Annotated in this window: 18 protein-coding genes, 1 tRNA gene and 4 pseudogenes; 8 read left to right on the top strand and 15 right to left on the bottom strand. The window is 68.2% G+C overall.

Features of this window, described 5'->3' with window-relative positions; all coding sequences use genetic code 11:
• Positions 1–8: 8 nt before the first annotated feature.
• From T428_RS0116270 to T428_RS28700, 3 genes and pseudogenes are all read right to left on the bottom strand, one after another.
• Positions 9–422, bottom strand: coding sequence for a Zn-ribbon domain-containing OB-fold protein (locus T428_RS0116270; RefSeq protein WP_025737311.1), 414 nt, complete (start codon positions 420–422; stop codon positions 9–11).
• A pseudogene (locus tag T428_RS28705) lies at positions 423–1,630 on the bottom strand (thiolase family protein).
• 22 nt (positions 1,631–1,652) lie between these two features.
• Positions 1,653–3,876 (bottom strand): annotated as a pseudogene (locus tag T428_RS28700) (acyl-CoA dehydrogenase family protein).
• 173 nt (positions 3,877–4,049) lie between these two features.
• Here T428_RS28700 and T428_RS0116255 point away from each other — a divergent pair.
• Both T428_RS0116255 and T428_RS0116250 read left to right on the top strand, forming a co-directional pair.
• On the top strand, positions 4,050–4,649 hold the full coding sequence (locus T428_RS0116255) for a TetR/AcrR family transcriptional regulator (RefSeq protein ID WP_025737310.1): 600 nt from the start codon (positions 4,050–4,052) through the stop codon (positions 4,647–4,649).
• A gap of 407 nt (positions 4,650–5,056) precedes the next feature.
• A complete protein-coding gene (locus T428_RS0116250; protein ID WP_245604953.1) occupies positions 5,057–5,431 on the top strand; it encodes a hypothetical protein in 375 nt (124 codons plus the stop codon).
• Between the two features lie 28 nt (positions 5,432–5,459).
• Here T428_RS0116250 and T428_RS0116245 read toward each other — a convergent pair whose 3' ends face one another.
• Entirely contained in the window at positions 5,460–6,074 is a 615-nt protein-coding gene (locus T428_RS0116245; protein WP_025737308.1) for an amidohydrolase family protein, read from the bottom strand.
• 11 nt (positions 6,075–6,085) lie between these two features.
• On the opposite strand from T428_RS0116245, the gene T428_RS32850 reads away from it, so the two are divergent.
• Positions 6,086–6,262 carry a hypothetical protein gene (locus T428_RS32850; RefSeq protein WP_156942977.1) on the top strand — a complete coding sequence of 59 codons (177 nt, stop codon included), beginning with the start codon at positions 6,086–6,088 and terminating at the stop codon, positions 6,260–6,262.
• Positions 6,263–6,602: 340 nt separating this feature from the next.
• Here the strand turns inward: T428_RS32850 and T428_RS28695 are convergent, their stop codons facing one another.
• The 7 genes and pseudogenes from T428_RS28695 to T428_RS0116200 all read right to left on the bottom strand — a co-directional run bounded on the left by T428_RS28695 (position 6,603) and on the right by T428_RS0116200 (position 13,031).
• Positions 6,603–7,640 (bottom strand): zinc-binding dehydrogenase, encoded by a 1,038-nt coding sequence (locus T428_RS28695; protein ID WP_036468224.1) that lies wholly within the window; start codon positions 7,638–7,640, stop codon positions 6,603–6,605.
• Positions 7,641–7,687: 47 nt separating this feature from the next.
• A complete protein-coding gene (locus T428_RS0116230) occupies positions 7,688–8,284 on the bottom strand; it encodes an MFS transporter (RefSeq protein ID WP_025737307.1) in 597 nt (198 codons plus the stop codon).
• Between the two features lie 8 nt (positions 8,285–8,292).
• Positions 8,293–8,713 (bottom strand): annotated as a pseudogene (locus T428_RS32155) (two-component sensor histidine kinase); the annotation flags it as partial.
• A 103-nt stretch (positions 8,714–8,816) separates the two neighbouring features.
• The gene (locus T428_RS0116215; protein ID WP_025737305.1) at positions 8,817–9,764 is read right to left on the bottom strand and encodes an NAD(P)/FAD-dependent oxidoreductase; all 948 of its coding nucleotides are present in this window, start codon (positions 9,762–9,764) and stop codon (positions 8,817–8,819) included.
• Positions 9,765–9,792: 28 nt separating this feature from the next.
• Positions 9,793–11,574: a selenocysteine-specific translation elongation factor gene (selB, locus tag T428_RS0116210; protein WP_245604952.1), complete on the bottom strand. Its 1,782-nt coding sequence runs from the start codon at positions 11,572–11,574 to the stop codon at positions 9,793–9,795.
• 11 nt (positions 11,575–11,585) lie between these two features.
• On the bottom strand, positions 11,586–12,905 hold the full coding sequence (selA, locus tag T428_RS0116205) for an L-seryl-tRNA(Sec) selenium transferase (protein WP_025737303.1): 1,320 nt from the start codon (positions 12,903–12,905) through the stop codon (positions 11,586–11,588).
• Between the two features lie 30 nt (positions 12,906–12,935).
• Positions 12,936–13,031, bottom strand: a tRNA-Sec gene (locus tag T428_RS0116200).
• 239 nt (positions 13,032–13,270) lie between these two features.
• Here T428_RS0116200 and selD point away from each other — a divergent pair.
• Positions 13,271–14,254: a selenide, water dikinase SelD gene (selD, locus tag T428_RS0116195; protein WP_025737302.1), complete on the top strand. Its 984-nt coding sequence runs from the start codon at positions 13,271–13,273 to the stop codon at positions 14,252–14,254.
• 2 nt (positions 14,255–14,256) lie between these two features.
• Here selD and nrfD read toward each other — a convergent pair whose 3' ends face one another.
• Genes nrfD through fdh form a run of 3 tightly spaced genes read right to left on the bottom strand, consistent with a single transcriptional unit; the run spans position 14,257 to position 19,606 of the window.
• Positions 14,257–15,348 carry an NrfD/PsrC family molybdoenzyme membrane anchor subunit gene (nrfD, locus tag T428_RS0116190; RefSeq protein ID WP_025737301.1) on the bottom strand — a complete coding sequence of 364 codons (1,092 nt, stop codon included), beginning with the start codon at positions 15,346–15,348 and terminating at the stop codon, positions 14,257–14,259.
• Positions 15,345–16,319: a 4Fe-4S dicluster domain-containing protein gene (locus T428_RS0116185; protein WP_025737300.1), complete on the bottom strand. Its 975-nt coding sequence runs from the start codon at positions 16,317–16,319 to the stop codon at positions 15,345–15,347. Before T428_RS0116185 ends, nrfD begins: the two co-directional genes overlap by 4 nt.
• Positions 16,319–19,606: a formate dehydrogenase gene (fdh, locus tag T428_RS0116180; RefSeq protein WP_425412046.1), complete on the bottom strand. Its 3,288-nt coding sequence runs from the start codon at positions 19,604–19,606 to the stop codon at positions 16,319–16,321. Before fdh ends, T428_RS0116185 begins: the two co-directional genes overlap by 1 nt.
• Positions 19,607–19,719: 113 nt before the next feature.
• On the opposite strand from fdh, the gene T428_RS32150 reads away from it, so the two are divergent.
• A complete protein-coding gene (locus T428_RS32150; RefSeq protein WP_169733663.1) occupies positions 19,720–19,884 on the top strand; it encodes a DUF1707 SHOCT-like domain-containing protein in 165 nt (54 codons plus the stop codon).
• A 9-nt stretch (positions 19,885–19,893) separates the two neighbouring features.
• Positions 19,894–20,559 (top strand): hypothetical protein, encoded by a 666-nt coding sequence (locus T428_RS28690; RefSeq protein ID WP_051465261.1) that lies wholly within the window; start codon positions 19,894–19,896, stop codon positions 20,557–20,559.
• A gap of 12 nt (positions 20,560–20,571) precedes the next feature.
• On the opposite strand, the gene T428_RS0116165 is transcribed toward T428_RS28690, so the two are convergent.
• Positions 20,572–21,459: a fructose bisphosphate aldolase gene (locus T428_RS0116165; protein ID WP_025737297.1), complete on the bottom strand. Its 888-nt coding sequence runs from the start codon at positions 21,457–21,459 to the stop codon at positions 20,572–20,574.
• 148 nt (positions 21,460–21,607) lie between these two features.
• Here T428_RS0116165 and T428_RS0116160 point away from each other — a divergent pair, with 148 nt between their 5' ends.
• Together T428_RS0116160 and T428_RS28685 are read left to right on the top strand one after the other, a co-directional pair.
• Positions 21,608–22,222, top strand: coding sequence for a TetR/AcrR family transcriptional regulator (locus T428_RS0116160; protein ID WP_025737296.1), 615 nt, complete (start codon positions 21,608–21,610; stop codon positions 22,220–22,222).
• A 23-nt stretch (positions 22,223–22,245) separates the two neighbouring features.
• Positions 22,246–23,458 (top strand): annotated as a pseudogene (locus tag T428_RS28685) (acyl-CoA dehydrogenase family protein).
• The last annotated feature ends 5 nt before the right edge of the window (positions 23,459–23,463 follow it).

Here is a 23,463-nt window from a genome sequence, read left to right as displayed (position 1 = left end):
CGGGCGAGCTAGCCGGCGGGCTCGTAGCGTAGCATCGTGACGTCGTGTTCGGGATAGTCGAAGAACACCGGGCGTACCCGCATGACGACAGCCAGGTCGGCGGGCTCGACGTTGACCATCTCGGTGGAAAACTTTGGCCCCTCGTCCCATTCGACGATCGCGAGCAGTTGCGGAACGGCGTCGGCGAAGTGCGGGCGGACCGGCCGGTGCGCCACGGTGAACGAATACAACGTCCCCATGCCCGATATTTCGCGCCACTCCAAGTCGTCGGCCAGCGTGCGGGGTGCGCGCACCCGCGGATAGAACACGTACCTGTCCGACGAGGGCGAGTACTGGATGACGATGCGATGCTGGGCCAGCGCATCCCAAAACGGCGCGGTGGTAGGCGTTTTGACCGGCATCGGTCGCTCGAAGTTCCTCAGTCAGTCCCCTTGCAGGATGAGCGCCGTCTGCTCGGACAGGATTCCGCCGTTGCCGGACACGAAGGCCCGGTTGCAGTCGGAGACCTGCGCGGCTCCCGCGCGGACCATGATCTGGCGGGTGGCGTCGCAGACGTGGTGCATGCCGCCGGCCAATCCGGCTTGTCCGAAGCCGAGCTGACCGCCGGCGGTGTTGAGCGGGAAGTGCCGCGGAAGGTCAAGTCGTGGTTGGCGACGAACTCCATCCCGGTTCCTTTCTGGCAAAAGCCCGCATCCTCCAGCGACAGCAGCACCGTGATCGTGTAGCAGTCGTAGATCGACGCCATGTCCATCTGGTCACGGGTCAGATCGGTCATGGCGAAGGCGGTGTCGGCCGCCGCCACGATCGGCGTGGACAGCAGATCCTCGGCGTAGGTGGGCGTCTTGAACGGAACGTGCTCGCCAAATCCCTTGATCCACACCGGGCGATTGCGCGACCGCCTGGCGACATCGGCGTTGGCGACGACGACCGCGGCACCCCCGACGCAGGGCATCACGATCTCCAGCATGTGCAGCGGGTCGGCGATCACCGGGCTGGCCAGCACGTCGTCGACCGTGAGCGGCTTGTCCTTCCAGATCGCGCCGTCGGTGTGATTGGCGTTGGTGCGGGTGTCGACGACGATCTTGGCCATCGCCCGCTCGTCGTACCCGTAGATCGCCGCATAACGCCGCGCCACCTGGCCGTACGGCCCGTTCTGGCCGAGGTTTCCATACGGAATCTCGAATTCGGCTTGCGGAGAGCCGTATTGGTTGCTCGACGAACCGAAGAACATCGCGTCCACCATCGTCCGGGGCTTCAGTTTCGACGACGGCGTGATGTAGCGGGCCGGCAGCGCACACAGCACGGCGTCACAGATGCCGAGCTCGACCGCCGCGGCCGCCCGCCACACCATGGCCGCGGCACTGGCTCCGCCGAGATCCACGTGTTCGGCGAATCGCGCGCCCACGCCCAAGTATTCGGCGATCGTGGAGGGCACGAAGATCTCGGACTTGGCAAGGTGGGAGGCGACGATCCCGTTGACCACCTCGGCCGGCAGCCCCGCGTCGTCCAAGGCGGCCGCGGAGAGCTCGGCCCACTGCTCGAGCACGAAGGGCGCCGGCGAGGCCTTGTTCAGCCGCTCGGGCGGCAGCTCGACGTATCCGACGATCGCGGCCTCTCCGCGTAATCCCATGGCGCTTCCTTGTTTTCGACGGTTACTTGCGCGGCAGCCCGAGGATCATCTGCGCGATGATGTTCAACTGGATCTCCCTGGTGCCGCCACCGATCAGCTCGGCGGGAAGATGCAGATAAGGCTCCACGACCGCGGCCGTCGTCATCGACCATCGCGACCTGCCCGGTCAGCTGCAGCGTGGCCTGGAAGGTCCGTCGCAGCAGCACGTTCATCGCCACTTTGGCGATGCTGGACGCCGGACCCGACGCCTGACCGTCGAGCAGCCGGATGGTTTCGCGCACCCCGAGCGCCCTGATGGCGTTGGTGTAGGCGTCGAGCTCACCGAGCTCACGCAGCGCGTCGTCACGGTCTGGCCCGGGTTGCCCGGCGAGCCGGCGGATCGCGACCGCCCGGTCGAACTTGACGTAGCCGCCGATGGCCGACCGCTCTTCGGCCATGGTGGCGATCGCGAGGGTCCAGCCGTCGGTGGGTCCGCCCAGCAGCATCTCGTCGGGGATGAAGACGTCGTTGAGGAAGACTTCGTTGAAATAAGCCTGCCCGGTCGCCGTCTTGATCGGCTGAATTTCGATGCCCGGCGATCGCATGTCGAGCAGGAAATAGCCGATGCCGCGGTGCTTGCCGGCCTCGGGGTCGGTGCGGGCCAAAAGCGCGCCCAGGTCGGCGTACTGCGCCAAGGACGTCCAGATCTTGTGGCCGTTGATCCGCCAGCCGCCGTCGACCTTGGTCGCCCGGGTGGTCAGCGACGCGAGGTCCGAGCCGGCTCCCGGCTCGCTGAACAGCTGGCACCAATGAATCGCGCCGCGTTGGGTCGACGGAATCAGCCTCTCCTGCAGCTCTTTTGGCGCGGCGGCCAGCACCGAGGGCAAGATCCACTCTGCGATGTTCAGCGAGGGCTGAACCAGCCCGGGCCGCTTGGCGAACTCCTCGTCGATGATGAGTTGTTTCAACGGGTCCGCATCGACGCCCCACGGCGCCGGCCAGTGCGGGGCCATCAGTCCAGCGTCGGCGATCAACGTGCGTTGCGGCCCGGACGCCTGGTCCGGGTAGTCGCCGTGCGGCGCGGGCGTGTCGTTGCGCAATTGCATTGCGGCATCCAGCGTCTCGGCGACCCAGGACCGGAACTCGGCTTCGGCGTCGCCGAGATTGACCGACATGGCGCGGGTCTGACTGCAGGTCAGCTCGCCCAGCCGGCGTGCCCAGCGATTCGCCGGACCGATCGAGCCGGCCAGGCTGATTGCTCGGCGCCAGTAGAGGTGTACGTCGTGTTCCCAGGTGAAACCGATGGCGCCGAGCATCGTCAGCGCATCGAGAACCAGATCGGGTACCGGCGAGACCGCGATCGTCGCCGCGCCGGCCGCCGCAATGCGGTGCTGGTCCAGTGATTCGGCGGCGGCCCGGACCGCGTCCCAGGCCGCCGCGGTGGCCAGCTCGCTGTTGACCAACAGCATCGCCGCGCTGTGTTGCAGAGCCTGAAAGGTCCCGATCACCTTGCCGAACTGTTCCCGGGTGCGCAGGTGCGCGGTGACCACGTCGACGCACCACTGCACGATTCCGGCCGTCGTGCTGGCCACCAGGCCGACGACCACACCCGCCCCGCGGTCCGCGTCGATTCCGGTCAGGACGTCGGACTCGGCCGCGCGATGGTGGGCGAGCCGCAACACCCCGACGTCGACGACGAGGTCTGTGCCCGGCACGGATTCGACTGTCGCAGTCGGCTCTCCGGTATCGACCGCGACCCAGACGGCGTCGTCACCGTCGGTGCGAGCGCCGACCAGGATCACTCGGGCAGCACACGCGCCCGCGGTGACCTTCGAGCTCCCGGTGACCAGCCATCCCTCGCCGTCGGAGCGCGCCCGGAAATCGCCGTCGTCGGGCAGCACCACGGCCGCGGGCATTCCGGATGCCAGCTCTCGTACCAGCGATTCCGACGCCGGCGCCGGATCTGCCAGCAGCGCAACGGCTCCCGTGATCACGGTCGGCAGCAGCGGCCCGGGCAGCAGCGCCTTGGCCGCCGCCTCCAGCACGCACGCGGCATCCATCAGCCGCCCGCCCTGACCGCCGAGATCCTCGGGAAGATGGACGGCGTGAAAGCCGTTGGCCACCAGCGCGTCCCACCACGCGGGCAGCTGACCGGCCGCCAGGGCGTCGAACGTGTCCCGCGTGGCGGCGATCGGAGCGTGGCAGGCGGCGAATTGGCCGACGGCTTCGCTGAGTTCCTGCTGTTCGGGGGTCAGTCCCAGGGTCATGACCGCGCCCACGTTGTGGCGAACACGGGCTTCGGCCGCACCGGCTGATATCCTTCCGTCTTACAAGACGAACCGTCTCGTGGTATGGAAGATTACCGGGGCGGGCCGAGGTCTATAAAGCGACCCCGGACTAGGCGGGGACGGCGAGGGGCCGGACAGACGAGGATCACCAGATGCCAACCGATCTCACCCACACGAACCGGCCGGCCGGCGCGCCACGGCGCCGCAGCGAGAAGTCGCGGATCGCGATCGTCACCGCCACGCGCGAACTACTTTTCGAGCGCGGATTCGACGGGTTGACGATCGAGGCAGTCGCCGCACGCGCCGGCGTGGGAAAGCAGACGATCTATCGCTGGTGGCCCAGCCGGCCGGCATTGGTGACCGATGTCATGCTGGAAGACGCCGACAAGATTCTCGCGTCGGTCGCTCACACCGACGACCTGGCGGCCGACCTGGTCAGCTGGGTGCGCAACTTGACCGCAACACTGACCACCGAACGCGGCACGGCGATGCTGCGGACGTTGACCGTTGCCTGCATGGAGCACGAAGAAACCGCGGTGAAGTTGCGCGCCGGATTCAGTTTGCCGTTGCACGACAGCGTCCGCACCCGGCTGTTGGCCGACGGCATCGATGCGGCCACCGCCGAGTCGGCCGCGGATGCCATTGTCGGCGGCGTGGTATATCCGATCCTCTCGGATGCGCGGCAGTATTCGAGGCGACGAGCCGAATTGACCACGCGAATCATCGTCGGGTCCTTGAAGCGCAAACGCTGAACGGCATCGGTTTACCCGATTGGGATCGGCCGAAATGCGACCCGAAGGTCCCGAAGAATAGTTAGATTAGCGAGGCATATCACGCCCTATCCGCGAAATTGACGTCGCGGCATAAACGTTTCGCATCCCGTCGTGATGACGGCGAAAGTGGCTGGCCCAGAGCATCATCGATACAGATTACGGGCATCACAGATTCGAATTGGACCTCCATCCGGCCGGATGTAAAGATCCGATCAGTACCTCGACCGGACGACAATCCAGGAGCCCCGCAATGGATCCGTCTTTTCAGCGAGTGTGGAACTCGCCAACTGGCACGCCGAGCAACTGCGTGGGGGATTGTCGCGAAACCCAGGGTGGTAGTTGCGCGGCTACCCGAAAACCGGCCCGAGCGAATTAGGCTGCGGATTATGGCGCCGAGCCCGCGGGGAAATGAGCGAGCGAAACTCTCGCATCAGCTGGACATGCGCGGTGGGGTCCTCGGCCGTCGGCACGCGCGGCGGCTTTGCCACCGCTTCGCGCGCGTCGGTGTCGAAACTTCACCGGCCCGGCTCAGAGCCATGCTGGCCGGCGCACCGTGCTCGGCCAGCGAAGAGGCCAATGTCCGATTCGCGTTGATTGCGGCCGAACTCGACCGTGAAGCCCGGACCGCAAAGTACCGCCAGCTCAGACGCGAGGGCGCGCGTTCTTTGCTGACCGCGGGAATGACGCTGCTGGCACTGAATTTCCTGCTCTGCGCGGCATACGCGCTGCTGAACCTCGCCCAGCAGTCCTCGCCGTACTAAGCCGCCCACCCAGTTCCGTTGCGACACATCACCAAAGCGCGGGACCGCTGACCTGTCGGCCCGACGACCAGGTCGCCACGACGGCGGCCGTTGGTTGCGTGCGCACCGCGACCATGTCGGCCGGTTGTCCCGGCACCAGCCCGCCGATGTCGCAGCTCGAGGACGCGACGACCTGGCGCGGATGGGTTGTGGGCATGGCCACCGCGGAGTCGATCGAATCCACCCCGGCATCGCTGATGGCCACGGCGGCGCGCGCCAATGACCCGCTGTGATCGTCCGAGGTGAGCACGTCGACCACGCCGGCCTCGATCGCGTCGCGCGCGGACAGATTGCTCAGGTGCGAGGATTCTCGCCACGCGTTGGGTGCGCCCATCACGACCGCGAGCCCGTTATTGCGTGCTGCGGCAGGGGCTTCCAGGTTGAGGGGGAACTCGCAAATGCTGGCGCGCATCGCCGCCGCCTCGGTGACCGCGCCTTCGCTGTCCGGATCATGCGTGGCGAACACCGTGTTATGCGCCGCGGCGAAGCAGGCAATCTGTTTGCGGCGCAAGGGTGTTCCGGCGGCATGCCGATGTAGGCTGGCCAGCCAGCGGTTGAGTTCGTCGTCGTCGAGACACAGCCGGTTACCATCGCCGGACGCCACGCTCGTTCGGTTTGGTATTGCCCCTGTCCGGGGGTGTGGTCCATCACCGACAGCAGCCCGATCCGCCGGCCGTGCCGGCGCAGCAGTTCGGCGGTGCCGTCGACGGCTTCGGGGTCGCTGACGTCGACACGAAGATGAACCGGCACGGGCGCCGGCAGCTCGCCCGCGACGCGCTGCAGGGTTTGTAACACGGCATGCGCCCGGCGATATCCGTCCGCCGTGTCGGGCCCTTCGCCCACCGAAATGCACAGGTAGGGCCGTACCACGCCGTGGGCGACCGCGTCGGTGGCGAAGTCCTCCAGCGCCACGTCGAGCGGAATCACGGTACCGGGCCGGGGAGATTCGAAGCGCGGCAGCGAGTCCGAGTGCAGGTCGGTGAACGCCGGCCAGAGCTGTAACGGTCGCAAGTCGACTTGATGCGCGTGTGGCGGTGCTGGGTGCCCACGGCGCTGATACAACCGTCCTCGATCGTCACCCATCCGGGCGCGACGGCTTCGTCGTGGTCCACTTGCTCCGGAATTCCGGTGATCACCCGGGCAGCTTGCAGGCTAATGATTGGCGCTGTAGCCGGGAGGCCGCCGCGGTGCGTAGCGCATCGTCCAGGTGGTCCAGATCGGCCGCCGCCGCCACCAGGTCGGCGAAGGGGTAGCGGTCGTGGTGAGTAGCGAGGAAATCGATGGCAGTTTGAAGATGCAGGGGGCGGTAATTGTGCACTCCAGTGATTGTCATGAGATTGCGGACGAGATGCTCGGGATCGATCGCTATGGGCTGACTGGCGGACACCGAGCCCGCCAGGACGGCCCGGCCGCCGACGTCCAAACTGGCGATGCACGCTTCGACAGCCGTTGGGCTGCCCGATAATTCCAACGCCACGTCGACCGGCGGCACCTCCACTGCGTCACCGACGACGAGATCGGCCCCGAAGTTGTACCCCGTCTCCTGTCGTACCGGATCGGGATCGCACACCGAAACCCAGGCACCGGTGGCATCGGCCATCGCGGCCGCGGTGACGCCCAGCATGCCCGCGCCGGTGATCAGGATCCGGGTGGGATCGCGGTGCCGATCGAGTTCGGCGGCGTCGAGTACCGCCGCGACGGTGGTGGTGGCGCACGACGCGGGTGCGGCCACCGTGTCCGGCACACGGTCCGGCACTTTGACAATCGTGGTGCCCGGCAACAGGACACAGTGACTGGCGAAGCCGCCGTTGAGCGGCCACGCACTGTCGAGCGCCTCGTGACCGTACTTCTTGAGATGTTCGCACTTCTGTTCCAGGCCCCATACGCAATTGCGGCACCGCCCACAGGACGCGGTGAGGGACCACACGACCCGGTCGCCGATCGCCACCTCGGCGTCGTTGGCATAGCGCGGACGCCCGCCGGAACCGATGGCGACCACATGGCCCACCTGCTCGTGCCCGAGGATGCCCGGATGCGGGGCGTCCCGACGTCCAGACACGGTATGCAGGTCGCTCCCGCAGATCGTGGCCAGATCGACCGCGACCAGCACCCGGTCCGGACCGGGGTCGCTCGCCGCGCTGGTCGTCACCACGGTGATCGGCCGGCCCACCCCGTTTCACCGCGCGTACCGGGCGGCGACGCCGCCGTCGACTGCCGTCATGCCGACGCTCGCTGCGCAGCGGGTGTGGCAATGAGCTTGCGGGAGAATCCTTTCCGCCGCCCAGCCGCGATGTCGCGGGTATCCAGCGCGACGTCCTTGGGTTCGGTGAGCAGCGTGGTGGCGAGGATGCCGAGCGTAAAGCACACACCGGCGATCAGAACCGTCGGCCGCAAACCGAGGTGGGCCAGCGCGACCGGGGTGATCAGGGCGCCCAGGAAGGCGCCCACCTTGGCGGTGCCGGCCGAAATCCCATGCGCCGTACTGCGGATCTCAGTCGGATAGGATTCCGCCGCCAATAGCATTGTCGTGTAGTTGGGTCCCACGGCGATGCCGAACAGCGACAACCCGAAGACCACCGCGAACGGCGTCACCGTCGACGTCAGCCCCGGTATCGCGGCGATCAGTGCCATCGACAACGCCGAGAGGCCGAAGCCCAGCATCTGCAAGGGTTTACGGCCGATCCGGTCCAGCAGGGACACCCCGACGAGGGCGGCGACCAGGCTGAAACACACCACCAGCGCCGCGTTGATCGCCATGTTCGTGACGATGCTGGTGTGCGGCGCGATGCTGTTGATGAGCAGCGGCTGGCTCACCGAGTTCAGATCAACAGCACCCGCAAGTGCAGTTCGTTGATCCGATGCTGGGCCTCGGCCAGCGCGATCGAAACCGGGCCCGCGTTGAAGGTCCGGACGCGGTACTGCACACCGTTGATGGTCGTGTTCGCGTAGCCGTTGCGAGTTTGGGCAAGACGATGTCGCTGGGCACCGACACCGTCAGACCCCCGACGCGGGCGGTGCGCACCAGGTTGCCGTCCGGTGTGGTCCGATCGGGGCTGTTCTGGTGTGGGCTGTTGAGCAATGTGTTGATGTCGCCGAGGCTGCTGACGGAGTCCAGGCGCCGGTCGAGCTGGCTGTATTGGTCTTGGTGACGCCGACCCATACCCATACGCCCAGCGTGACCACGAGAGCGATCACGCCCAATTGCGCGACGATGACGATGGTACGCAACGACAAGACACGCACCGGCAGTCGAATTTTTCTCAACCCGCGAATGTTGGGCTCCCTCATCGATGCGGCTGCTTCACGACCATCATGGCCCATTCATCGTGGTGCAACGGCTCTCGCCTCAACCGAGCGTCAGTTCGCCGGGCAGCCCCTCGCTACACGCGGCCTCGGCGAGAAGTTCGCCGAGCAACGGCCCGAACTTCATCAGGTTGTTGCCGACGAAGCCGACGACACGGCCGCGGCGCACCACCTGCCATCCGTCCCCGCCGGCGTCGAGCCACGGAGCGTGCACCGAGAAGCAGTCCACCTGGCCTACCGGCGACAGCGACGGGAACAGCGCCCGCACGCCGCCCGGATCCGGTCTCCGCTGACCGAACGCCCAGCGACCCGTGCTACCCAGCGGCAATCCATAGCCGTCGGGCGCGGCCAGGCAGGCGGCACCGGTGGTGTCGGCGCCCTGGTACGTGTAGCGGGTGTGCGGGATGAGCTCGACGTCGAGCGGGCCGAGTAGCTCCGGCGTCTGGGCCCCCACGCACACCACGACTTGTTCACCACGCAGCACGGTGCCGTCGACCAGACGCACCGAGCCGTCGTCACCGAGCGACACGACCTGGCCGCGCCGGATCTCCACCCAGGCGGCCACGGCGGTCAGCGCGCGCCGAATCCGCAAGCTGCCCCCGAGGGGATCGAAGATCCCGCCCTCCCACGGGGCCGCGACGAACGGGATCCGGGCCTCGATCTGGTGGCGGTCCAGCCAGGCGAATTCGGCGCCGGCCTCCGTCATCGCCGTCGCGGTCTCCGCGGGCGGGTCCGCCGCGATGAACCCCTCCGAGCCGAGCAGCCGCCCCGCCTCGAGGTCGCGTTCCCAGCGCTGCCAGCCGGCCCGGGCCCGGATCGCGAGCCTGCACAGCGCCGCGCGTTGATGCGCGATGCGGAAGATGCGCGCCAGACCCGCGGACAACCCGGCGAACGGCTCACCGCGTTCGAACACGACCGTCTGCTGCCCGCGCCGCGACAACTCGTAGGCGGTGGCGAGCCCGCATATCCCCGCACCGACGACAATGATCACTCGTTAACCTCCTGGGCCGCAACGGAATTCATCGCACCACCTCGCGATGCCCGGCGTCCACGCGCCGGGTCCAGCCGCGGGCGTCGAGATGCTCCAGCAACGGAATCGCCACCCGCCGCGTGGTGCCGAGCGCCTGCCGCGCTCGGCTCGTGGTGAATGGCTGCTCCAGCCGGGCCAGCTCGCGCATCGCCAACGCCGGTGCGGTGGGCAACAACACCACGCCGTCGCGCAGCCGCAACAACCGCCCGGCCCGCTCGGCCGCGGCCAATTCGCGGGCTGACAGTCGCAGTGCCGACAGGTCGTCGGCCTCCGGCGCGTGGAAGGGTTCGGCCCGCAGTCGCGCTTCCAGTTCGGCGACGCCGGCCTCGGCGAGGCCAAGGTCGTCGCGCGCGCCGGGCACCCGAAGATGGCCGCCGCGCTGCTCGAGTCCCGCGTCGCGGGCGACGGCGTCGAGCAGCGACTCGTCCGGCAGCGCCAGCAGGTCGCATGCGGCGCCCCGAGATAGCCCCGCTGCCAACGGGTCTCGCGTGTGCAGCTCCTCGACCGCGGCTCGCAGGCGCTGATGCCAGGCATCATATGTCGCGTCGTGCACCCACCAGCCGTCGAGTACCCGGATGCCCTGCGGGGTGGCATCCGGTGACGTGAGGAGCCCCAGCCGCCGCAGCCGGCTCTCCCGCACCGCGCCACGCCGGGCCACCTCGGCGCCGACGTCACCGGTTGCGTCCATCGCGGTCAGGGCCGCGGCGCGGCGGGTTCCGTCACCGCGCCGTCGCAACACCGGGGGGTCGGCATCGAGCACCAGGGCACCGGCGAGCACGCGCTGGCCGCCCGGGTCGCGCAGCACCAACCGGTCGCCGAGCACCAGCGGCAGGCGGCGGTCGAGCGTGAGGCGGCCATGGTCGTCGTCGAAGGGCCGCAGTCGCGCGGGTACGGCCGCGGTGCCGACGTGCACGACGAGTCGAGCCGCGGCCTCGGTCAACGGCCCGCCGGTGGTGCGCCGGATGTCCAGCGTGTCGGTGTTCGGCCATGTCCCTGGCGTGACCAGCGCGTGCCCGCGGTGTACGACCTCGCGTGCAACGCCGCGCAGGTTGAGCGCGACCCGGGCCACCGGTCCCAGCGCCGGGTAGAGCTCGCCCCGGCTCTGCAACCCGCGGATCACCACCGACTGCGGCTGGTCCGCCCCGAGCACGTCCAACCGGTCGCCGCGCGCCACCGTGCCGGCCGCGAGCGTGCCCGTCACGACGGTGCCGGCGCCGGTGATCGTGAAGCAGCGATCGACCCACAGTCGTACCTGGGCGGTGGTCTCGGGCGCGGGCAGCTGCTCGAGGACACGATCGAGGGTGGCGCGCAGTTCGGTCAGCCCGGTCCCCTCGACCGCGGACACGACGACGCCGGGCGCATCCCGGAGCCCGGTGCCGGCCAGCTCGTCGCGGGCCTGCGCCAGTACCGCGGTGGCGCGGTCCGGAGCGCGGTCGGCGCGGGTGATCGCGATCAGGCCGTGCCGGATTCCCAGCGCCGCGAGCGCGTCGCGGTGGTCGCTGGACTGGGCCTGCCAGCCCTCGTCCGCGGCGACGACGAAGCAGACCACCGGTACGGGGCCGAGGCCGGCGAGAGTGTTGGCCAGGAAGCGCTGGTGTCCGGGCACGTCGACGAACGCGACCTCGCGGCCCGAGGGCAGCGTGGTCCAGGCGAAGCCGAGGTCGATGGTCAACCCGCGGCGGCGCTCCTCCTCCCACCGGTCGGGCTCCATGCCGGTGAGCGCACGGATCAGGGTGCTCTTGCCGTGGTCGACGTGGCCGGCGGTGGCCACAACGTGACTGCTCAGTGGTCCGCCTCGGGCGTCGCCGCCAACGCGACACGCACCGCCTGCAGCAGGCGAACGTCGTCGGACTCGGGGATGCAGCGCAGATCCAGCAGGCACGCGCCGTCGTGTACCCGGGGCAGCACCGCCGGCTCGCCGGCGCGCAGGGCGGCCGCCGCGGGCTCGGCAAGCCGCACCGCCCACCCGGGCAACGGGACGCCCGGGGCCCCACCGCCACCGACCCGGCCGTCGTGGGCGACGACCGATGCGCCGACGGCCTCGGCGAGGCGCAACGCGCGTGCCCGCAGTCGGTCCGGATCGGCGTGCAGGGCCTGGGTCACCGGCGAGGTGCCGGCCCGGATCGTGGCCTCGAGCGCGGCGAGGGTGAGCTTGTCGGCACGAACCGCGCGGGCCAACGGATGCCGTGCCATCCGCGTGACCACGTCGCCGCGGCCGAGCACGATGCCGGCCTGCGGCCCGCCGAGCAGCTTGTCGCCGCTGGCGGTGATCACGTCGGCCCCGTCGGACAACGTGGTGGCCGCGTCCGGCTCGTCGGGCAGCAGCGCATCGGGTGCGAGCAGCCCGCTGCCGAGGTCGACGACCAGCGGCACGCGGGTCTGGTCGGCCAGGGCCCGCAGCTCGGAGACGGCGACGGCCGAGGTGAAACCCTGCACCCGGAAATTGCTCCGGTGCACCTTCAGCACGCAGCCGGTCTGCGGCCCGATCGCGTCGGCATAGTCCTTGAGGTGGGTGCGGTTGGTGGTTCCGGCCTCGCGCAGGCGGGCGCCGGTGGAGGCGATCAGGTCGGGTAGCCGGAAGCCGGCACCGATCTCGATCAGTTCGCCGCGGCTGACCACGACTTCGCCGCCGGCCGCCAGCGCGGTGGTCGCCAGCACCAGCGCGGCGGCGCCGTTGTTGACCACCAGCGCCTCCTCGGCGGCCGGGCAGGCCTCCATCAGGGCCTGGCAAAGAGCGACCGCGCGCTTGGAACGGGTGCCGGTGGCGAGGTCGAGTTCGACGTCGACGTAACCGCTCGCGGACACCAGTGCATCGATCGCGCTGGCGGCCAGCGGCGCACGACCCAGGTTGGTGTGCACGACGACGCCGGTGGCGTTGAGCACCGGTCGCAACCTGGTGTTGCGGTGTGTGACCAGCGACGCCAGCACCGCGTCCTGCACCTGGTCGGGAGCCAGGTCGCCGCGGCGGGCCCGGTCCTGGATGTCGCGCACGACGGCCCGGACCGCGTGCTCGCCCAGCCGGACCTGCGCCTCCTGCACCGGCGGAAGCGCGAGCAGCTGATCGGTGCGCGGGATCAGGCGGCGCGGGTCGACCTGTGTCACTTGCCTTCCTCGACCTCCTCGGTCCGCGACTGGCGGAGGCGGACGGGAATCGAACCCGCCAGACCGAGATACTCGACCTCACCGGTTTTGAAGACCGGGGGGACCACCAGGAACCCAAACGCCTCCATGCACAAACTAGCGTGGTCAGCGCCGATGCCGGCGGGCCCGCCTCCGGCCGCGGCGTCAAGTGTGCGAGCTCGGCGTTGGGTGTGCGGTAGCGGCGGCCCACCCCGGCGTGTCGCCTGCGTGGGCACACACTCAAAGCCCAGGACGCACCCGGCTCGGCGTCGCATGTGACGACGTTGACCGTTGTCGCTGCGAGGCGAGCAAAGTGTGGGCACTTCCGCTCCTCGTAGGCTCGTGTCATGACTCAGACGCAGACCCGGCTGACCGGCTATGCGCACGGCGGTGGCTGTGCCTGCAAGATCCCGCCCGGCGAGCTGGAAGAGGCGGTCCGCGGCCTGACGGGTCAAACAACGGGGAACGTTCTGGTCGAGCTCGACGACGGCGACGACGCCGCCGCGGTCTTGGTCGGCGACTTCGCGGTGTTGTCCACGGCGGACTTCTTCACGCCCGTCGTCGACGACGCCTACGACTGGGGCCGGATCGCCGCGGCCAACGCGCTTTCCGATGTCTACGCGATGGGCGGACGCCCCGTGGTCGCGATCAACCTGGTCGGCTGGCCGCGCGACGTGCTGCCCCTGGAACTGATGACCGAGGTGCTGCGCGGCGGGCTGGCGGTGGCCGCGGAGGCCAGCTGTCCGGTGATCGGCGGCCACTCCATCGACGACCCGGAGCCGAAATACGGCATGGCGGTGACCGGTGTGGCCGACCCGAATCGATTGCTGCGCAATGACGCCGCCGAACCGGGGCTGCCGCTGACGCTGACCAAACCGCTCGGTGTCGGGCTGCTCAACAATCGGCACAAGCAGACCGGCGAAGTGTTCGCCGAAGCGATCGCGACGATGACCCGGCTCAACCTCGACGCCGCGGAGTCCGCGGTGGCCGGCGGTGTGCGCGCGGCCACCGATGTGACGGGTTTCGGGTTACTCGGCCACCTGTACAAGATGTGCCGGGCCTCCAAGGTGGGTGCCGTGATCGATCGCTCCGCGGTGCCGGTGCTCGAGGCGGCGCGGGTAGCGCTGCGCGACGGGTTCGTCTCCGGCGGATCCCGGCGCAACCTCGACTGGGTGCGGCCGCAACTGCGGCCCGGCCCCGGCGTGACGGAGGACGATCTGCTGCTGCTCGCGGACGCGCAGACCTCGGGCGGCCTGCTCGTGGTCGGCGAGTTACCCGGTCACCCGGTGATCGGCCATACCGTCGCCGGGGCGGGCATCGAGGTGCGCTGACGCTAATCGGCGGTGGTGATCGAGTCGTCGGTGATGCCGGCCGCGCGGCGTTTCGCCAGTCGGCGCTTCTGCGGTTCCATCGTGTAGCGAGGGTCGCGGGCCGACTCCTTGCCCGCCTCGAAGAATCCGAACCTCAGCATCGCCGACGCCGCCAGCAGCGCCAGGCCGGACAAGGCGGCGACGTCGCGCCGGTGCCCGCCCAGCAGTGCACCCAAACCGCCTGCGGCAGCAAGCAATTCACTGCCCTTTAGCAACCGTCCGGGGGTGCCGTGATCCAGCGGCTCCCTGGTGACCGGGTCCATCCGGAACTCGGTGAACCGGGCGGAGATCAGATCGCTGACCGCACCGATGACGGCCAGCTTGCGGGCCGGTGCGGCCTCGGCGACCGGGGTGGTGATCATCGCCAATCCCGATGCGGCCAGGCTCGCCGAGCTGACGAACACGAACGGCAGGTCGCGGTACGCGGCATTCCACGTCGGGGTGGCGGTGTCGGTCAGCAGCACCGCGGTGTAGACGGCAAGGGGCGCGGCGAAGACGGCGGCTTCCAAACCGGCCGGCCCCTCCGCGGCGCGCAGCACGGGGCGCAACGGGCCCAACGGTATTCGCTCACCGGTCATCCGGTCGATCTCCGAGGCCGCGGCGACACCGATGCCGGCGCTGAACAGGCTGAGGATCCACGAGCCGATGCTCATCGGCGAGGTCAGCTTGACCGTCCGCAGCATGTTGACGAAACGCTCGGGCCGGCCCAGGTCCTTCACCAGGGCGACCGCACCCAGCGACACCGCGACCAACGCGGATATTCGTGTGTTGCGGCGCAATAGTTTTCGGCCGGTCAGCTGGGCGCCGGCGGCCAGTAGACCGGAACCGCCCGCGACGCCGCCCAAGAACAGGTAGGCGCCCACCTCGTGTCCCCAGGGCGCGGGCTTGACCACCGGACGCCCGTAGTACGAGGTGAACTCGGCCTCGGGCACCATCGGCATCTCGCGTGAGCCGTCGGAACCGCCGCCCCGGCGGCCGCCCCGCCCGCCCTTGCGGCGTCGCTTGCCGCCTGTCGGTTCCGGCGGACGGAAGCTGTCGTATTCCGAGGTGCTCACCGGCTGCTCCAGAACGCCAGCACGGCCGCGCCGACCATGCCGGCCGCGGCCATGCTGGCGCGCTTGAACATCGTCGGCAAATCGGCCGTGCACACCCGCGGATCGGGGGGCAGCCCGTAGACCTCCGGTTCGTCGAGCAACAAGAAGATCGACCCGGTGCCGCCGACGCCGTCGTGCTCGTTGGCGCCGTAAAGCCTTGCCTCCGTGCGGCCTTGGGCGTGCAATTGCGCGACCCGCTCACGTGCCTTGGTCACCAGGTCGTCGTGGTCGCCGAACTTGATCGACGTGGTCGGACAGGTCTGCGCGCAGGCCGGCGTCTGGTCCTCGAGCAGGCGGTCGTAGCACAGCGTGCACTTTTGGGCCACGCCCGTGACGAACTCGTGTTCTGGACGTTCGGAGCGTTTTGCCGGGGTGGCGTAGGTGCCGTCGCTGCGGCGCTCGACCACACCGAACGGGCAGCCGGCCACGCACGTTCCGCAACCGTTGCACACGTCGTGCTGCACCACCACGGTGCCGAACTCGGTGCGGAACAGCGCCCCGGTCGGGCACACGTCCAGGCAGCCGGCGTGGGTGCAGTGCTTGCAGACGTCGGAGGACATCAACCAGCGAAACTCCGGGGTGTCCGGCGGCCTCGAATCAGCCTGACTGTCAGTGGGTTTGGGGACCGCGGGCATGCCCAGGCTCACCAACGCCCGGCCGGATTCCCGGGCCTGTTCGATCCGGTCGCTCCCCTGCTCGATGAACGCCACGTGCCGCCAGGTGCTCGCGCCCAGTGATCCGGTGTTGTCGTAGGACGAGCCCAGTAGTTCCAGCTCGCCGTCGCGCGGGTTGCGATTCCATTCCTTGCACGCCACTTCGCACGCCTTGCATCCGATGCAGATCGAGGTGTCGGTGAAAAAACCCTTGCGCGGCTTCGGTTCCGGCCAGCCCGCATCGTCGGCCGGATCGGTGGATTCGACCAGGTGCGCCATCAAGCCTCCCGTCGCGGATCGGTGATACGGATATTGTCCGTCTCGACGGTTACCCCTGCGCACGACTGGTACTCCTCGATGAGGCGGAGCAATGCTTCGCCCTGCGGCCGTCGGCCCGGGCGGATGTCGCACGACCCGGCCTTGGACTCCTGAATCTGCACGTTGGGGTCAAGCGTCACACCCAGCAGATCGTTGGCCGCGTCCCCGCTGACCACCGCGTCGCCGCCGACGCCCCAGTGGTAGGGCAGCCCGATCTGGTGGACGGTGTGCCCGCCGATCGACAGCGGTGTCATGCGTTCGGTGACAAGCACTTTGGCTTCGATCGCCGCTCGCGGCGAGATGATCGTCGCCCAACCGTACGGCTCTAGACCGCGTTCGGCCGCCAACTCCGGGGACACTTCGCAGAACATCTCCGGTTGCAGTTCGGCCAGATACGGCAGCCAGCGGCTCATCCCGCCCGCGGTGTGGTGTTCGGTGAGCCGGTAGGTGGTGAACACATAGGGGTACAGGTCACCCCCGGGATCGCCGGCGCTGGGTGCCCACAGATTGTCTTTGCGTGGGAACATGATTCGCGACGGATTCTGCTGCTGCGGGTACAGCGCGTTGCGGACCGGTGATTCCTGCGGCTCGTAGTGCGTGGGCAGCGGACCGTCAACCAGACCCTTGGGCGCGAACAGCCACGCCTTGCCGTCGGCCTGCATGATGAACGGATCGTCGCCCGCCAACGCAGCCGCTCCGCCGATATCCGGATCCGGGCGGACGTGCGGGGCGCGGTCGGCGGGAAAGTCGGGGACGTCATGGCCAACCCATCGACCCGTCGCTTCGTCCCACCAGATGTAGCGCTTGCGCTCGCTCCACGGCTTGCCGTCCGGGTCGGCCGAGGCGCGGTTGTACAGAATGCGGCGGTCGGCCGGCCAGGCCCAACCCCATTCCGACTGGCTCGGGCTGGGTCCGCCGCGCGGCACCCGGCGGGCGGCCTGGTTGACACCGTCGGCGTACACACCCGAGTAGATCCAGCAGCCGCATGCCGTCGATCCGTCGGCACGCAGTTCGGTGTATCCAGGCACCGGCTTTCCCGCGTTGGGGCCGTTCAGGTAGCGGCCACTGATCTCCGCCAGCACGGCCACGGGGTCGGGATCACCATGCTCGTCGGTGGGGTAGTCCCAGGTCAGATCGAGCAGCGGGCGATCACGCGGGTCGGTCGACCCGGCCAGCCGCTGCCTGATTCGCTTGCCCAACTCGAAAAAGAACTGCAGTTCGCTCTGGCAGTCACCGGGTGGCTCGACGGCCTTGTGCCGCCATTGGACGAGTCGCTGGGTTTGCGTGAACGAGCCGGCTTTCTCCACGTGCGTGGCCGCCGGAAAAAAGAACACCTCGGTTTCGATGTCTTCCGCCTTGAGCTCGCCGGAGGCGATCTCGGGACCGTCCTTCCAGAACGTGGCCGACTCGATCAGGTTGAGGTCGCGCACCACCAACCACTTCAGGTGCGACATCCCCATCCGCTGCATGCGGCCGTGCGCCGAACCGACGGCGGGATTCTGGCCGAGCAGGAAATACCCGTCGACCTCGTCATCCAGCATCGCCATCACCGTCTGGTAGGTGCCGTGCGGGCCGGACAACCGCGGCAGGTAGTCGAACGCCCAGTCGTTGTCTTCCCGCGCGGCATCACCCCACCATGCCTTGAGCAGACTGATCATGTAGGCATCGGCCTCGGCCCAGAAGCCTTTCTGGTTCTTCGGCCCTACCGCATCGATGTACTGCTGGTAGGTGTCGTGCACCCCGGCCCTCGGCATCGACAAATAGCCGGGCAGCAGATTGAACAGGGTGGGGATGTCGGTGGAGCCCTGGATGGTGGCGTGACCGCGCAACGCCATGATGCCGCTGCCGGGGCGGCCGACGTTGCCCAGCAAGAGCTGCAAAATGGTTGCGGCGCGGATGAATTGAGCACCGAGTGTGTGTTGGGTCCAGCCCACCGCGTATGCGAAGCAGGTGGTGCGTTCGCGGCCGGAGTTTTCGGTGACAGCGCGGGCCAGATAATCGAAGTCCTCGATGCTGATGCCACAGACGTCGCGCACCATCTCCGGGGTGTAGCGCGCGTAGTGCCGCTTGACGACCTGGAATACGCACCTCGGATGCTGCAGCGTCTCGTCGCGCCGGACGCGGGCATGCGGCAACGGCGGGCCGCCGCTGCCGTGCACGTTACCGGCGGCACGCGCGGAGGCACTGGCCCCGTGTTCGATCTCGGCCTCGTCCTGTTCCTGCCCGTCGTAGGCCCAGGTGGACAGGTCGTATTGTCCGCTCTCGGGGTCGAAGCCGGAGAACAGGCCACCCAAATCCTCGGCGTCGCGGTAGTTTTCGTTGATCAGGGTGGCCGCGTTAGTATAGGCCAACACGTATTCCTTGAACCAAAGGTCTTGGGCGATCACATGGTTGATCAATGCGCCCAGCAACACCACATCGGAGCCGGCCCGGATCGGGATGTGCTTGTCGGACACCGCGGAGGTGCGGGTAAACCGAGGGTCGACGTGAATCACCGTGGCGCCGCGGGCTTTAGCCTCTTCCACCCACTGGAAGCCGACGGGGTGGCACTCGGCCATGTTGGAGCCCTGGATGACGATGCAGTCCGCGTTGGCCATGTCTTGCAGTGATTGGGTGGCGCCGCCGCGCCCGAACGAGGTTCCCAGACCGGGAACCGTGGCGGAGTGTCAAATACGAGCTTGATTCTCGATCTGGATGGCGCCCGCGGCGGTGAAGAGCTTTTTGATCAGATAGTTCTCTTCGTTGTCCAGCGTCGCCCCGCCCAGTGCGGCGATCTTCATGGTGCGCCGCAGCGGGTGGCCCTTCTTGTCGATGTCCTGCCAGGCATGTCGGCGGGCTGCCACGAAGCGGTCGGCCACCATGTCGATGGCGGTATTGAGGTCCAGGTGCTGCCACTCGGTGGCGCCCGGAGCGCGGTAAAGCATCTTGGTCTGCCGGCCCGGCGAGTTGACCAGTTGCTCACTCGCCGACCCCTTGGGGCACAGGCGCCCGCGTGAAATCGGCGAGTCGGGATCGCCCTCGATCTGGACGACCTTCTCGTCCTTGACGAAAACCTTCTGGCCGCACCCCACCGCGCAGTACGGGCACACGCTTTGCACGACGCGGTCGGCCGTCGTGGTGCGCGGGACGATCGAACGGGTGTGCTTGGAGGTCACCGCCGGCCCGCGACCGAACGCATCGGCCGACCGCAGCTGACGGATCACGGGCCATTCGAGGAAGATCTTCGGCGAGGACAGCTTCGGAACCATGAACTGAAGCGGAACCATGAACTGAAGCCTAGTGCGACGCATGTTGCGGTGCGCGACGGTTCACCGGCCGAGATCGCCGCGCTTCGGCCGCTCGGCTCCCTACGATGTTTGCTGTGGTCAGCGACAACCTCCGGGCTACCGACGACGATCGCAACAACACCTGCGAGGCGCTCGACGCGGCGCTCGGCGACGGCCAACTATCGACCGAGGAACACCGCCAGCGGATAAGCGCCGCAACCAAGGCGACTACCCTCGGCGAACTACAGTCGCTGGTCTAGGATCTGCAGGTGTACCCCAACCGGGCCGCGGCTGCGACCGCACCCTCAACCGCGCGCAACCGGCTGGTCTGGGTCGCGATCGCGGCGGCCGCGGCGCTGGTGTTGCTGGGCGCAGGTGTCGCCTGGACATTCCAGCGCGGCGAGACATCCCCCGCCACGATCAACCCCTCGTCGACGCCACCGCCCAGCACGAGCAACAGCGTCGGCTCGTCGGGCACCGCCACTCCGCCGCCCCAGCAGTTGCTGACCTTCGGCGGGGTGACCGGGCTGCTGGCGCAGATGCGGACGCAGTTCGGCGACACGCTCGGCTACCAGCTGAACGTCTACCAGGACCAGGCGGTGGTCATGCGGCCCGACACCGCCAACGCACACAAGATCGTGACGTGGGTTTACCGCGACGGGAATTGGGTGACCCTCGGTCCCAAACCTTCGCTCCTGCCGGGTTCGGCGGTCGGCGACCTGAGCAAGTTCGACGTCCAAGCGGTGCTTGGTGTCGTGCAGCAGGCGCCCCAGACCCTGCACATCTATGACGCCAACCGGATGTACTTGACCATCGAATCGCGCAAGGACGGCACGTTGAGCCTGCGCGCCCACGCCTTTGACGACGCGCTCAGCGGGTCCGTCACGGTCGGCGCCGACGGCGCCGTCCTGCAGGTCTTGCCGCCCGCCCGCTGATCCGTCCGGCCGCTAGGTGATGGACGCCGCGTAGATCTGATCGATGTTCGACCCGAGCTTCTCGTCGAATTCGGTGTCGCTTTGCTGCGCGGTCAACCCCTCGGTCAAGGCCCGCGAGAAGCTGGCGATCAGGCCATGATTGCGGGCCAGGATCTTGCAACTTTCGGCGAGGCTGTAGCCGCCGGACAAGGCCACCACCCGCAGCACCCGCGGATGGTCGATCAGTGGGGCGTAGAGGTTGTCCTCGTTGGGCAACGTCAGCTTGAGCATCACCTGCCGGTCGGCCGGGAGCTCGTCGAGTTTGGCGCGCAGCGCCGCCACCAGCAGGCCGTCCGCCTTGAGCTTGTCTGGGCTGTTGATGCTGACCTCGGGTTCGATGATCGGCATCAGTCCGCGCCGCGCGATGGTGTCGGCGTACTCGAATTGCTGGTCGACGATCGCGTTGATGCCCGCCTCGTTCGGCTCTTGGATGAACGAGCGCATCTTGGTGCCGAAGATCCCTTTGTCCACGGCCCGCTGCAGCAGCGAGTCGAGTTTGGTCATCGGCTTCATCAGCTGGACGCCGTTTTCGGCATCGCTGAGCCCCTGGTCGACCTTCACGAACGGCACGATGTGCTTCTGCTTCCACAAGAAGGCCGCGGTGTCCTCGCCGTTGATGGCCCGGTCCATGGTCTGCTCGAAGAGGATCGTCGCCAGCACCTTGTCGCCGGTAAAGCTCGGATTGGACATCAGGCACTCACGCATCTCGTGGATCAGGTTGAACATCTGCTCGTCGTTGTCGTATGCGTCCTGCTCAATCCCATAGAGCTTCAAGGCTTTTGGCGTGCTGCCGCCACTTTGGTCCAGCGCGGCGATAAAGCCACGCCCCGACGACATCGCGTTGCGTTGCTCGTCGTTCACTGCGATCCCTCCGTCGATCGATCCTGGTCCGGCCCGAAGCTGCGAGCCGCGACTCGGCTCCCAGCATTGCGCACCGACCCCGGCTGCGGCTAGAGGCCGGTACCGGTCCGCGTTTGCCATCGGTGCGGTGAGTGAGTACTCTCTCACCGTGGCCGATTCGGGACGGGACCGATTGCTGGCGGAGGCACTCAAGCTGTTCGCCGCCAAAGGCTACGCGGCGACCTCGGTCGCCGACATCCAGCGCGCGTCGGGCCTCGCCCCGGGATCGGGCGCGTTGTACAAGCACTTCGCCTCCAAACGCGAGCTGCTGGAGGCGGCGGTGACCCAACGAATCGACAGCATCGTGTCTGCGCGCGAGCAGTTCGACGCCGGGCAGCCGGGCAGCGTCGAGCAGGCGGTGCGTACCGCCGGCCAGTTGATCTGGAGCAATCTGCGCCAGAGCGAGGATTTGCTCAAAGTCATGCTGCGCGAACTCGACGAGCTCGGCGATCTCGACGAGAAGACGTGGCAGGTCATCACCGACAACGCCTACCAACGGTTCGCCGACGAGCTCGCCGCGTCCAATCGCTCCGGCCGTACCAGCATTCCCGATCCGGAGGCCGCCGCGGCCGTGGCGATCGCCTCCTTGTCCCACGCGGCGACGCTGCGAGCGCTGTCCGGACGCCTACCGGGCAACGTCGACGAGGACCGCTATTTCGAGGCCTGGGTCACCCAGACGGTCAGCGTCCTCGCGCAGCACACCAACCACAAAACCGTTGACTAGCAACATCTTCCAGGAGTGACACCATGACCTTCTCACTGCAATTGAGCGACGACGTCATCGCGGTGCGCGATTGGGTGCACCAGTTCGCGGCCGAAACCATCCGACCCGCCGCGGCCGAGTGGGATGAACGGGAGGAAACCCCGTGGCCGGTCATCCAGGAGGCCGCAAAGGTGGGCCTCTACTCCCCCGACTTCTTCGCGCAACAGGCTGCCGAGCCGACGGGCCTGGGCTTTTTGACCGCCTTCGAGGAGATGTTCTGGGGCGACGCCGGCATCGCGCTGTCCATCATGGGCACCGGACTGGCCGCGGCGGCGTTGGCGGGCAACGGAACTCCCGAACAGCTCGGTCAGTATCTGCCGGAAATGTTCGGTACTCCGGGCGACCCCAAGCTGGGTGCGTTCTGCTCGTCGGAGCCCGACGCGGGTTCTGACGTCGGCGCCATCCGCACCCGGGCCCGCTTCGACGAGGCGACCAAGGACTGGGTGCTCAACGGCACCAAGACCTGGGCCACCAACGGCGGGATCGCCAACGTGCACATCGTCGTCGCGTCGGTCTATCCCGAACTGGGCACCCGCGGACAGGTGTCGTTCGTCATCCCGCCCGTAACCAAGGGGCTGGCGCAGGGCCAGAAGTTCAAGAAGCACGGCATCCGCGCGTCATACACCGCCGAGGTCGTCCTCGACAACGTCCGGCTGCCCGAGGACTGCATTCTCGATGGCCGGGAGAAATTCGAGGCCCGCATCGCGCGAGTCAAGTCCGGCGCCTCGGCCGGTGGTCAGGCCGCGATGAAGACCTTCGAGCGCAACCCGGCCCACCGTCGGCGCGATGGCCGTCGGGGTGGCCCGGGCCGCCTATGAGTACGCACTCGAATATGCTTGCCAGCGCGAGCAATTCGGCCGCAAGATCGGCGAGTTCCAGGCGGTGGCGTTCAAGCTGGCCGATATGAAGAGCCGGGTCGACGCCGCCCGCCTGCTGGTGTGGCGGGCGGGCTGGATGGCGCGCAACAACCAGAACTTCGACTCGGCCGAGGGCTCGATGGCCAAGCTGGTGGCCAGCGAGGCCGCCGTCTATGTCACCGACGAGGCCATCCAGATCCTGGGCGGTAACGGGTACACCCGTGATTACCCGGTGGAGCGCATGCACCGCGACGCGAAGATCTTCACGATCTTCGAGGGCACCAGCGAGATCCAGCGGCTGGTGATCTCTCGGGCCCTGACCGGGCTGCCCATCCGCTAGGTTGA

Source organism: Mycobacterium genavense ATCC 51234 (genome assembly GCF_000526915.1).
Taxonomy (GTDB): Bacteria; Actinomycetota; Actinomycetes; order Mycobacteriales; family Mycobacteriaceae; genus Mycobacterium; species Mycobacterium genavense.
This window is presented reverse-complemented; position numbering and strand designations above follow the sequence as displayed.